The sequence below is a fragment of the Candidatus Paceibacterota bacterium genome, from assembly GCA_041660505.1.
Lineage (GTDB): Bacteria > Patescibacteriota > Minisyncoccia > Phycocordibacterales > JACRKE01 > JBAZWG01.
Genome location: JBAZWG010000001.1, coordinates 366,494 through 378,500, shown reverse-complemented (window position 1 = coordinate 378,500; position 12,007 = coordinate 366,494). Strand labels below are relative to the sequence as shown.

General features: G+C 47.5%; 13 protein-coding genes. 4 read left to right on the top strand and 9 right to left on the bottom strand.

All coding sequences use genetic code 11. The annotated features are described in order from the left end of the window. Positions 1–56 precede the first annotated feature (56 nt). Both WC764_02005 and rny read right to left on the bottom strand, forming a co-directional pair. A complete protein-coding gene (locus WC764_02005) occupies positions 57–329 on the bottom strand; it encodes an HU family DNA-binding protein (protein MFA6006484.1) in 273 nt (90 codons plus the stop codon). A gap of 177 nt (positions 330–506) precedes the next feature. Further along, a complete protein-coding gene (gene rny / locus WC764_02000) occupies positions 507–2,099 on the bottom strand; it encodes a ribonuclease Y (GenBank protein ID MFA6006483.1) in 1,593 nt (530 codons plus the stop codon). A 362-nt stretch (positions 2,100–2,461) separates the two neighbouring features. Between rny and WC764_01995 the strand changes: the two genes are divergently transcribed. Further along, positions 2,462–3,055 (top strand): NYN domain-containing protein, encoded by a 594-nt coding sequence (locus WC764_01995; protein MFA6006482.1) that lies wholly within the window; start codon positions 2,462–2,464, stop codon positions 3,053–3,055. Positions 3,056–3,159: 104 nt separating this feature from the next. Here the strand turns inward: WC764_01995 and clpP are convergent, their stop codons facing one another. From clpP to WC764_01980, 3 genes are all read right to left on the bottom strand, one after another. Further along, positions 3,160–3,738 carry an ATP-dependent Clp endopeptidase proteolytic subunit ClpP gene (clpP, locus tag WC764_01990; GenBank protein ID MFA6006481.1) on the bottom strand — a complete coding sequence of 193 codons (579 nt, stop codon included), beginning with the start codon at positions 3,736–3,738 and terminating at the stop codon, positions 3,160–3,162. 72 nt (positions 3,739–3,810) lie between these two features. Continuing rightward, complete coding sequence (locus WC764_01985; GenBank protein MFA6006480.1) at positions 3,811–4,866, bottom strand: trigger factor; 1,056 nt, start codon at positions 4,864–4,866, stop codon at positions 3,811–3,813. 138 nt (positions 4,867–5,004) lie between these two features. Then, entirely contained in the window at positions 5,005–5,475 is a 471-nt protein-coding gene (locus WC764_01980) for a hypothetical protein (protein MFA6006479.1), read from the bottom strand. A gap of 130 nt (positions 5,476–5,605) precedes the next feature. On the opposite strand from WC764_01980, the gene WC764_01975 reads away from it, so the two are divergent. The 3 genes from WC764_01975 to WC764_01965 are packed head-to-tail and all read left to right on the top strand — an operon-like array spanning position 5,606 to position 7,739. Next, complete coding sequence (locus WC764_01975; protein ID MFA6006478.1) at positions 5,606–5,998, top strand: HEPN domain-containing protein; 393 nt, start codon at positions 5,606–5,608, stop codon at positions 5,996–5,998. Then, the gene (locus tag WC764_01970) at positions 5,977–6,321 is read left to right on the top strand and encodes a nucleotidyltransferase domain-containing protein (protein MFA6006477.1); all 345 of its coding nucleotides are present in this window, start codon (positions 5,977–5,979) and stop codon (positions 6,319–6,321) included. The genes WC764_01975 and WC764_01970 overlap by 22 nt, the downstream gene beginning before the upstream one ends. Before the next feature lie 2 nt (positions 6,322–6,323). Beyond that, a complete protein-coding gene (locus WC764_01965) occupies positions 6,324–7,739 on the top strand; it encodes a L,D-transpeptidase family protein (GenBank protein MFA6006476.1) in 1,416 nt (471 codons plus the stop codon). A gap of 88 nt (positions 7,740–7,827) precedes the next feature. Here the strand turns inward: WC764_01965 and WC764_01960 are convergent, their stop codons facing one another. The 4 genes from WC764_01960 to nusA all read right to left on the bottom strand — a co-directional run bounded on the left by WC764_01960 (position 7,828) and on the right by nusA (position 11,959). Further along, positions 7,828–9,558 carry a hypothetical protein gene (locus WC764_01960; protein MFA6006475.1) on the bottom strand — a complete coding sequence of 577 codons (1,731 nt, stop codon included), beginning with the start codon at positions 9,556–9,558 and terminating at the stop codon, positions 7,828–7,830. A 67-nt stretch (positions 9,559–9,625) separates the two neighbouring features. Then, positions 9,626–10,495: a HepT-like ribonuclease domain-containing protein gene (locus WC764_01955; protein MFA6006474.1), complete on the bottom strand. Its 870-nt coding sequence runs from the start codon at positions 10,493–10,495 to the stop codon at positions 9,626–9,628. A gap of 41 nt (positions 10,496–10,536) precedes the next feature. After that, the gene (locus WC764_01950; GenBank protein ID MFA6006473.1) at positions 10,537–10,722 is read right to left on the bottom strand and encodes a hypothetical protein; all 186 of its coding nucleotides are present in this window, start codon (positions 10,720–10,722) and stop codon (positions 10,537–10,539) included. 82 nt (positions 10,723–10,804) lie between these two features. Continuing rightward, entirely contained in the window at positions 10,805–11,959 is a 1,155-nt protein-coding gene (gene nusA, locus WC764_01945) for a transcription termination factor NusA (protein MFA6006472.1), read from the bottom strand. Positions 11,960–12,007 lie beyond the last annotated feature (48 nt).

The following is a 12,007-nucleotide window of genomic DNA, read 5'->3' as shown; positions in this document are numbered from 1 at the left end:
CCGCCTCATCGGCGGACTTTTGTAAGTGGAAAACAATTTTCGAAAACAGATTCCGGCTATCGCACGGCTTCTTTAAGAGCCTTTGCGGCGCGGAATTTAGGAATCTTCATCGCAGGCACCTGAACTATCGCGCCTGTGCGAGGGTTGCGGGCAGAACGAGCTGCACGCTGTTTGACCGAGAAGATACCAAGTCCGGCGATAGAAACTTCATCACCTTTCTTGAGTGAGTGAACGACCGCATCGAAGAGGGCATTGACCGCTTCTTCTGCTGCGACTTTCGTCCCGCCCAATTTCTCGTGAACAACACCGACTAAATCTACTTTGTTCATAGAAATAAATTAACTTATAGAGTCTTCGACCTTTAGATTGCTAAGGCCAGTATATATTAAGCCATATTTTAGCGCAAGGAAGCTGTGAACAGCTTGGACAGAATTTAGGAATTAGAGAATTAAGGAATTAAAGACCTAAAATTCCCAGATTCCTAAATTCTTCAATTCTGTTCTGAATTATCTTGCGTATTCGACGGCGCGGAGCTCTCGGATAACGTTGACCTTGATTTCTCCTGGGTATTTGAGCTCTTGTTCCACTCTTGTCGCGATCTCGCGGGCCATAGTCTTAGCCTCAATATCGCTCACTTGGTCCGGGGTGACGAAGATGCGTACCTCGCGGCCAGCTTGGATGGCATAGGCCTTTTCTACGCCCTTGAATGACGTTGCAAGGTCTTCTAGGTCGTGCAAACGCTTAAGGTAGTTCTCTACGCTGTCGCGGCGAGCACCCGGGCGGCCGGCAGAGATAGCGTCAGCCGTCTGCACAATGATAGATTCTATTGTCTCGTAAGGGTATTCTTCATGATGCGACTGCATCGCCTTAATGATGCGCTCATCGGCGCCGAACTTTTGCAAGATTCTGCGGCCAATCTCCACGTGCGTGCCGACCACTTCATGATCAACTGCCTTACCGATGTCGTGGAGCAGGGCTCCGGCGCGGGCGATAGCTACATCGCCTCCGAGTTCTTCGGCCAACATTGCCGCAATGTGCGCCATTTCTACCGAATGGGTCAAAACATTCTGACCGTAGCTTGTGCGGAAGTGCAAACGGCCGAGGATAAGCAAGATCCTTTGGTCGAGATTGATTACACCCGCTTCATACGCTGCCTTCTCGCCGCTTTCTTTGATTATTTTATTAACTTCCGCTTTCGATTTCTCGATTTGCTCCTCAATCTTTGCCGGTTGAATTCTGCCGTCCAATATAAGAGCCTCAAGCGCATATTTTGCAATCGCTCGGCGAATAGGGTCGAAGCTAGAGATAACTATTGTACCCGGCGTGTCGTCTATGATTAAGTCAACGCCTGCGGCACGTTCGAAGGCGCGGATATTGCGTCCTTCTTTACCAATTATCTTACCCTTCAGGTCATCAGACGGTATCTGCACCGTCGTCGTCATGACGTCTGATGCTGTCGAAGATGCCACACGCTGGATGATATTCGCGAGCAAGTCCTTGGCCTTATGGTCCAAGCGTTCATTGCCGTCACGCTCCAATTTTTGCATTCGAGAGAGGAAGTCGCCTTCATACTTGGCCTCGATGTCGTGCATTATGACCGTTTTGGCCTCTTCTTGCGAAAGTTTGGCTACCTTCTCGAGTTCTTTTAATTTGTCTTCTTCAAGCTTCTTAACGTTCTCTTTGATATTCTTGACCTCGACAATTTTTTCTTTAATCGCTTCGGCTTCTTTATCGATATCAGACTGGCGTTTGTCCAAGGTCTCATCTTTCTTTACCAAGCGCTCCTCGAGCTTCTTTAATTCATTCTTACTTTCTGCCTCTGCTCGTTTTACATCGGCTTCGGCACGCTTCGCCTCCGCCTCGATTTTCTTGGCGTCGTTCGTGATTACTTCTGCTTTCTTTTCTGCCTCAATCGTTATTTTTTGCGCGTCAGCAATGATCTTCTGCGCGTCCTTCTGCGCGTCGAGCAAAGCTTGCTTAACCGCGAGCTCCGTAGACGCCTTCTGGGTGAGCGAAACCGCCCAGCGAATGAGATAACCGATGAGAATACCAACAGCTCCGCCCCCTCCGAGCAAGAGTAACAGTAATTTGGTTGACATAGTGCGTGCGCCTCACGCCACGAGCCTTTGCAAGCTATGCGACCAGTATTGGTCGTTTCGACAGTATTCCTAAAATAAGCCTAGAAATAAGAGTTTTTGTACACATGTCTGTTTGCAACTGCGAGAAGCGATAAAGCGAAAATAAATTATAATATCGAACACACTCAATATACCAGAGTTCGCGCGGATTGTAAAATTGTGATCGGGAACATATTTCTAGAAAGGAATAAATTTTCATGATAGAATAAGTCTGTTCTGGGTTATCAACAGACAAGTTGACTTTTGGGTTTACGTAGGCTATACTTGCGTCACGTTAATCCCACTGCCTTCTTGGTGAAAACCAGGACGGCAGTTTTAGTTATATGAAAGATACACTCAAAAATCGTGCCTTGATATTCATAGATGGTAATAATTTTTACTACAAACTCAAGGATATTACCTTTGGTAAAATTGGGCTGGTAAGTTTGCTTGATTTTGAATATCAAAAATTTGCAGAACATCTAATCAAGAATCAGGTACTCGTCGACATGAGATATTATATCGGTGCGGTGAAGAGGCAAAACGGACAAAATAGAGAGAAATCTGAAAAACTGTATGCAAGTCAACAAAAATTACTTGCTAAATTACAACAACAAAATATTGCGGTCGTGCTCGGAAACCTTATACAACATCCAGACAAGAGCTTTCATGAGAAAGGTGTTGACGTTCGCGTTGCAGTTGAGATGATTCGCTTTGCGATTAATGACAGCTATGATGTTGCATATCTGTTAAGTTCGGATACTGATTTGGTTCCCGCGGTTGAAGAGGTGCGTTCTTTACATAAGAAGGTTGTATATGTCGGCGTGTCAAAGGGGCAGTCATTCGGTTTAACCAAGGCTTCCGATGAAACGATCTTGTTAAGAGATGAGGACGTTTTACCCTACTTTCCGACAAGTCTGCTCGATATGCCTCACTGAAATAGCCGCCCCTGTCACTAAACGAAACTAGCGGAGGTTCAACCTCCGCTAGCCGTAATGCCCTTATTTATCAACACTCGGTGTTGATTTTTATTATAGGAAGTTTACTTCTGCTTCAGGACTTCATCCACCAGGCCGTACTTCTTGGCCTCTTCGGCGGACATAAAGTTGTCTCTGTCGGAGTCTTTCTCAATCTGGGCGATGGACTGGCCGGTGTTCTTGGCTAAAATGCTGTTCAGTCGTGCTTTGGTTTTCAAGATATGCTTGGCGTGAATCTCCACGTCGGAGGCTTGGCCTTCGGTGCCGCCCATCACTTGGTGGATCATCACTTCGGAGTTGGGGAGGGCGAAGCGTTTGCCTTTCTTGCCCGAGGATAAGAGGAAGGCGCCCATGGATGCCGCGATGCCGGCGCAGATGGTAGAGACGTCGGGCTTCACGTGTTGCATCACGTCGTAGATGGCGAGGCCGGCCGTGACGGAGCCGCCGGGGGAGTTGATGTACATCGTGATGTCTTTCTTGGCATCCTCGGATTCTAGAAATAGAAGCTGTGCGGTCACAATATTTGCAAGATGATCGTCAACGACATCGGCGACGAAGATAATGCGGTCCTTGAGTAAACGCGAATAAATATCATACGCGCGCTCGCCGAATGGGGACTTCTCGATAACGGTTGGGATTAACATAAATAGTTTTTAGTTAGTAGTTTTCCCGCCTGCCATCGCCTTAAGCTCGGGCTTTTGGCGGGCAGGTAGTTTTTAGAAACTCGCAAAAAGTTCGAAGAGCTTTTTATTCTGCAGATTTTCTGCCACGTAATTCTGCGTCGCTTGCAGATCAGCGTCTTTGTACATCTCCATGATTTTCTTGACGTCGGCCTCTATCTCTTCGTGTTTAATCTCGATTTTTTCGGTCTTAGCAATCTCGCGCAACACGAGCTCGGCCTTTGCTCTTTTCTCGGCCTCGCCTCGCCAATCTTTCTTGATATCCTCCTCCGATTTCTTGGTCTGCGCCAGATAATCACTGACTTTTAATCCCGCCTCCTCAATACGGCCGCTAAATTGCCTCCACATGCGGTTCAATTCGTATTCTACTAAGAGTTCCGGCAGTTCGAGCTTCGATTTATCGGCCACATTTTCGACGAAGGCACTCTGCATTGACACTTCGTGGTCGGTCTTCTTCTCTTCTGCCATATTCTCTTTGAGCTTGGCTTTGAATTCAGCGACATTCTCGAATTTGCCGAGCGTTTTTGCAATTTCATCCGTCAAAACGGGAGGAGTTAGGAGTTTGGAGTTAGGAGTTGGGGAACTCGAATCGGCAGTTTCCTTTGAGCTCCGAGCTTCGAACTCCGCCCTTCGTTTCAAGATATCCTGTATCGCCGTCTCTACCTCTGTGTCGGTCACTACGACATCTTTCTTCGCGAACTCCTCTTTCGTATCGTGAATTATTTTCTTGTAATCCGGCAATTTAATCTCCGGCATCACGGCAGTCTCGATGGTAAAGGCCATCGGGTTGCCCGGGGTGAGCTTGGTGATCTTGACCTTCGGTCGGCCGATAGTATCGAGTTTATTCTCCTCAATAATCTTCGGATAAGCCTCCTGAATAGCCATTTCTGCCATTTCTTCGAGTATTACAGACTCGCCAACCTTCTGTTTAAGTACCGATTCCGGCACTTTGCCATCGCGGAAGCCATCAATCTTCACCTCACCGGCCAAATGAGCCACCGCCTTTTTGCGATAAGTCTCGAGTGTCTCACTCGGCACCTCGCCCGTGATCTCGATAAGCGAAGCCCCGATAGTCTTAATTTCTGTTTTCATTCGTTTTCTAAGGTTCAACCTTAAGCACCTAAAAGGTTGAACCTTTTTGTTATTTTATAAACAAGCTATTGTACACCAATTTTGAAACAAAATCAAAAGCCGACGAGGTTCAACCTCGTCGGCTTGGGTACCAAATACCTAGAGAATATCTTTCAGAATGACCTCTATTTTTTGTTGATCGTTAAATGACTCTTGTTCTCGTTTTATTACAGAGCGGTAAAAGTCCAAACTCTTGTTGTATTTTGCCAAATATTCCACTACTGGTGCGTATTTCCTTACAAATTCACAACCGGTTTCGTAGTTCAGTGTTAGCCCATCGACTTTACCTTCGAAAAAGGCAAGATCCGCACCAGAGCCGGTACAGGCCACTAATATTTTATGGCCATTAATGCTTCCTTTGAGATTGGTGAGACCAAACTGAACTGCCTGTTCAACAGTGAGATCAATATCGCGTAGATTTTCCAAAGAGATACCCTGTTTGTGAAAAATGCTCTCTAATTCTCTAAAAGATTCTTCGCGTATTCGAGAGGCACTTGCCTGGTCCGGGGTTAAACTTTCTTCCGCTTTTTGTACCTCCTCGTCGGGAAGCGTATAATTTTCGCTTGTCATAGTTTATGAAAAATTATCTTATATGCGTCCCACTCTACCCCCCCCTGTAAATTTGCAAGGGGATGGTGGGGAAAAGGTCAGACCATAAAGGGCGTTTTATGTTTCGATCACTTTATGGTATTATTGCTTCATGGAGTTCGATAAAGAAAAAGTTGCCGCGGTTTGGCTTGAGTATGCGGGTGAAAAATGGAAAGTGGCGGAGGGATTGCAAACGCTCGGGCACTATTCCGACGCACTTTTTTATTGTCATTTGGCTATCGAGTGTGTACTTAAACGATGTGTTATTTTGAAAATCAATGACCACCAGCCATATACGCATGACCTCGAGAAGTTGGCGCTTATCGCCGAGTTGAAGCTTACTCCAAGCCAGCTTTCGGATTTGCAAGAGATCAACACTTTTAATATTGCCGGTAGGTATCCCGAGTATAAACAGGCATTTTATAAAAAGGTTACCAAAGAGTATTTTACAGAATACTTCGAGAAGTCTAAACAAATGTTCATATGGTTGTCATCAATCAGATAAAAAATAAAATCAAGCAACTTGGTGCTCGACGTCGGGCATCGGCGTACGTGCGTTATCTTGAAGGAAACAGAGTTCCGATTTCGGCCGCGTACTTGTTCGGATCATATGTAAAAGGGAATACAAACAAATGGAGCGACGTAGATGTGTGTGTGGTTTCGCCGCTCTTTCGTACAACCGACGCACTGTCATTCCTGTGGCACGGGCGTAGAACCGAGGATGTGAAAAATAGCATAGAACCCGTCGGCTTTGATGAAGAAAGTTTTGCCGATCCCAATAACGAGTTGGCCTACGAAATTAAAAAGACGGGGATACGAATAGGGTAATCATGTCAGATTGGCTCAACAAATGGTATTACCGCGAGGTGCCGGCTGGGCCCTCGCTCATCATACTGGGACTCATGGCTATTGGCGTCATTGCGCTTTCGCGCGGACTTGTGCGCGAGGGGATATTGAGCGCGAACTATTCTGTGCGACTGCCGGAATTTGTGAATAAACTGACCGGCGAGAATAACGACTTCCAGTACGGCTCATATTCTGCGCTTGGCAATGCCAAATATTTCGACGATGCGCGTAAAGCTTTCGTAGACGCCAAGACCAGCTTTATTGAGGCGAATTTAACGACAATGAAGCTCGACGTCTATCAAGACGGCGTAGCTGTTCTGGAAGTGCCAATTTTGACCAAAGGCAAGCCCGGTTCTTGGTGGGAGACGCCGGCAGGGATTTATAAAATAGAAACGAAAGAGAAGAATCATTTCTCGACATTCGGCAGTGTTTATCAGCCATGGAGCATGGTCTTCCAAGGCAACTTCTTCATCCACGGCTGGCCGTATCATGAGGACGGCACGCCGGTCGCCTCGACCTATTCCGGCGGTTGTATCCGTCTCAACACTGATGACGCCAAGAAAGTTTATGACTTGGTAAAAGTGAATATGCCGGTTTTGGTGTATGAAGCGTCGTTCTCTGGCGATAACTCAAGCTACGCTTTCCGCCCGCCGCAGGTGAAGGCGCGACAGTACCTCGTCGCCGATCTGACCAACAACTTCGTCTTTACCGAGAAAGGGAAAACAGAAGTCGTGCCGATAGCCTCTGTAGTAAAGCTTGTAACCGCGCTTACCGCCGCAGAATATATAAATCTTGATAAAAAAGTAGAAATCACAAAAGAGATGCTGGCGACGACTTCTATCCCGCGTCTTGAAGCCGGCAGGGAGTACACCACTTACGAGCTTCTCTATCCGCTCTTGCAAGAGTCATCGAATGAGGCGGCAGTCGCGCTCGCACACCTAATGCCAGGTAATAGCTTCGTGAATAATATGAACAGAAAGGCATTGGCTATTGGCATGACGCACACTCACTTCACCGACCCGTTCGGTGGAGACTCTGGCAACACTTCGAGCGCAGAAGATCTCTTCCAGCTTTCTAAATTCTTGTATACGAATAGAAGCTTTGTTTTGAAATTATCGGCTGGTACACTTAAGACGACCGCCTATGATGCGCCAGACTTCGGTGATCTGCAGAACTTCAACATCTTCGCCGGCGACCCGGCCTTCATTGGTGGCAAAATCGGTAAAACTATCGCAGCGGAGGAGACGATGGTGGCATTGTTTAATCTGCAAAACAACGGTGTCTCTCATCCAATAGCAATAATAGCGTTAGGTTCACCGGACGTAGGCACAGACATTCGCAATTTGTACAATTACGCGAAAAATAACTTCGCGCTGACATCCAATACCACCTCACCCTAACCCTCTCCGAAGGAGAGGGGACTGAAATCTGGTCAACATCCGATGTTGACCAGATTTACCACAACCATTAATAGGGTAGCAAACCGCCCTATTGGATCGTGGCAGACGGACTCTTCACTCGAAGTGTATACCAAATCTGCTTAGATCCTGATACTCGCCCGTTAAATGAATGCGTAACACTTACTGAAAGTCCCGGAATGACCCCCGCGGTCGATATTGTAAGCGTTCCGATATCACCTCCTTCAGTCGTGCTGTACTCGCTCCTGTCCCACGAAATCCTAGGCATTGTTTCGTTTATATAGGTAGTGTGTATGCTGTCTGTCGGAACAACTATCTGCGAACGATTGCCGGCGACTGTAAACCGAACTTGTTTATGAATACTTTTTCCTGCTTCGACTTCTATTATTCCGCCATAGTTAGGAGTACCATCCATAGAAACATTGAAATCATAGTTAACTAGCGGGGTTGGCTGGATACTCGCTGTTTGTGTGGTGATTGTAAAATATCCGCTGTAGGCCTCGCCGAATGGGCCTTTCTCCGAGTTGGGAACTACACCCATGAGGCGTAGTCTATAAATGCCACTGGGAACTGTCGAGTCTGTTGCCCACGCGTAAGTGCCAGTGTTTGGAACAGTGTTCGCGATGGTTTTATAGATTCCGTTACCACTTCCTTCCAAAACAATACTGACGTTTAACCCATTGAAATTAGATGTCGTCCATTGGACATGCGTAATGACAGCTTTTTCACCATTACTTAATACATTTCCAGTTGTTGGCGAAATAACAGAAATTGTTGGTGCGGGCACATAGGTGTTTAAGTAGAATGCAGTTGTGGCCTCACCGAACGGACCCTTTTCTGACCCCGGCACAACGCCTATGATGCGAATCGTGTAATTTCCACTAGGTAGTGTTGTGTCTGAATGCCAAGTATAGTTTCCCGTGTTTGGAATAGTGTCGGCGAGAACTTTATGAATTGCCGGTCCATCTAACACAATAGAAACACTCATGCCACCGAAGTTCGACGTTGACCACTGAATGTTTGAGATAACATCTTTCTCACCGTTGTAATAAGTCTGGCCGGCGACAGGGGATGAAATAGAAATTGAAGGATTGGCTGGCGAGATAACCACATTTGGTGTCGGTGCTACGGTATCAATTAGCTGAAATTGCATAGAATTGCTTGTTGGCCCGGAGCCGGTATATCCCGACTTTTCAACCCTCACATCATATACACCAGCCGGAAGAGTAACTATCGGTGCGGGTGCACAGCCGGTACAACCCCCGATAGTACCTTGTGTCGGTATAATGAAGTAAAAAAATGATCCACTTGCACCTTGACCCATTCCGCCCGCAACACCCCTGTATATAGTCGCTTCACCTCGGTATCTCGCTACTCCATAAGACAATCCGGCTTGTCCGCCAAGAAGAATAATACGATCATACACGGCAATATTTTCCCCTTGTATGGCGACACTTGTTCCAACTACCCCTGAAGTAGGTGATAAAGATGAAAGTATGGGGATATTTTGTGAAGCATTCTGTGATCTCCAATCAACGGATTGTTGCGCTGTCTGTGCGCTGATCGTGGAAGATTCATGTTGGATCAACGTGTTCACCTGTCGCTGGAGTCCAAGCGCGCCAGTGAGAAGCGAAACTTTGAGCTGAAGTTGGGCAATCGTGTCGCTCGGTAACTGTTGGACTTGAGTCAAAATGTTAGATACTTGTGCCTGCATGTCAGTTAACGTCGAGGCTTGCGCCAGACCGGCACCGGCAACAAAAACAAGGCCTGTCATTAACAGACCCGCCAAATATTTTTTCATAGAAAATTTATTACGCATTAATACATCCATTCTACCCCCCCCCGCCAAATTTGCAAATGGCTACGCGCTACTTTTCTTCTCTCTGTTTTCGGACCGCCTCTTTCGCGTATTGCATTAAGTAAGTAAAATACTTTTCTTTCCCCGTCAGGAAGGTGGTTATCTTTGTATATTCAAGATCGAGATATTCATGCGCGACAATGTTGCGGAGCGTTGCGGAACGTGACAGCCACAAGGCGGTGTCATTGTCAAAATTATCCAGATATCCAAGATTCTTCATTACTTCGGCATACTTGTCCGGAATGTTTCTTCGGCCGGAAGCGAGCAATATTTTGGCAATATCAAGCCCTGCGTTGACGAGCATTTCGACGGAGCGTTCAAGCACTCGCCTAGCCCGCGGATCCTGTTGAAATTCGATCTGGCTGATTGCGCCATATTGTTCGAGCAAGATCATTTCGTTGCCCATGAATGTCATGATTTTTTCTAAACGGAGAATGTCTTGCGGGCTTAGCGATCTGGACCTTGCGGCTATCTCGGCGTAATCGCGCACCATCTCGGCGTAGTCTTCAGCATCGGCACTGCTCTTGAGAAGTAACTTCATAAAAAGGTCGCGATCTTTTTCTGCAAGAACCTCGGTCCCGTTTATAGCGGAAAAGACCACAGAGGCAGGCGCCCGATTAAGAACCACAAGATCAATATCTTCATGTGTAATTGATTCCAAGTCGCTCCAGATCGCACTCTCGGTCTGGTATTCACCAGTTTCAGCTTCATATTCGAATGTCCCGGACGGGGTCGCGAAATAAACGGCGATGTCATAGTCCGACCGATGAGGTGTCGCTGTCCCCTTTGCCTGCGAACCGAAGAGGTAAGCTAAAACAACGTCATCACGCTTTTCAAAATATTCTCTTAATTTTTGTAAGGTTTCATCCGGCGCTTTCATGTCCCGATCTTACCACAAATCGTCACCCTGTTCCAGAATTGCTACCGTCTCGCCGGTGAGGTGGAGGCTGTCTCATCTATGCGCTGGTATTCTGTGATGGTGGGCAAAACGGTCGGGTGCGCACGCTCGGCGAAGACTTTGCTTATGAGACTCGCCGCGCCGAAGACGAGCACCAATACAACTATGCCGGAACCAATTATTGGACCAACGGGAGTTTTTTGATTCATGGCTTTTGACAGAATTTTAGAATTAAGGAATTTGAGAATTTCAGAATATTCTTTAATTCCAAAATTCTTAAATTCCGTTTTTTTATTCTGCAACTGCAGGCGCTTCGACGGCTTCCGGCTTCGGCATATCCGGCGAGCTGATGTCTATCTTCCAGCCGGTAAGCTTGGCGGCGAGGCGCACGTTCTGGCCTCCGCGGCCGATAGCAAGGGAGAACTGGTCGGCGGCGACTTCTACTTTCGCCTCATTAGTCTCTGGGAATAATTGAATGCTCGATGCAGTTGCGGGGGAGAGGGCGTTGCTGATGAACTGCTCCGGTATCGGCGACCACTCTATAATGTCTAGCTTCTCGCCACCGAGTTCGCTGATGACCGTTGAGACGCGGACGCCGCGCTGGCCGACGCACGAGCCGACAGGGTCAATGTGCGGGTCTGTCGCCTTAACGGCAATCTTGGAGCGGGAACCGGCTTCACGGGCGACGTTTGTAATAAGCACGGTACCGCTTGCGATCTCTGGCGCCTCCATTTCGAAAAGTTTAGTAATAAATTGCGGATGCGAGCGAGAAAGGCGAAGGGTAACACCGCGCGGGCCTTCCTCGACGCGAACAAGATATGCTTTTATTCTTTCGCCTTGGCGATAATGCTCGCCCGGTATCTGCTCGTCATAGGGGAGGATGCCGACGGCTCGGCCGAGGTCGACGAAGACGTTGCCACGCTCCATCTGTTGGACCTTGCCTTGGACTATGTCGCCGGCCTTGGTGGCATACTCTCCTAATATAGAGACTCTCTCTGCTTCACGAATACGCTGAATGATGACTTGCTTGGCTGTCTGGGCGGCAATACGGCCGAAGTCTTCTTTGTCGTCCAAGGGGAAGACCAATTCATCGCCAACTTGGGCGTCTTTCTTCATAATTTTCGCATCGGCGAGCATGATGTGATGGTCTTCATTGAAGCGGACTTTCTTTTCGCCGGCTGGCGAATCACCCTCCGTCTCTTCCTCGTCTTCTTCATCTTCGCCTTTTAGCACCGACTCATCCACCACTTTCTTGACCTGCTCGAATTGCAGGGCGCCGGTCGTGATATCGAAGTGCGCGCGGATTATCTGGTTCTTCTTGCCGTAATCTTTCTTGTACGCGGCGGCTAGGGCCAGCTCGATAGCCTCTATAATCTTCTCCTTAGGGATGCCGCGCTCTTCTTCGAGCTGTGTTAGCGCACCCGTCATTGCTTTCATGTCGAACATAATTTGTGGGTACCGAGGTTCAACCTTTAAGATGCTCAAGGTTGAACC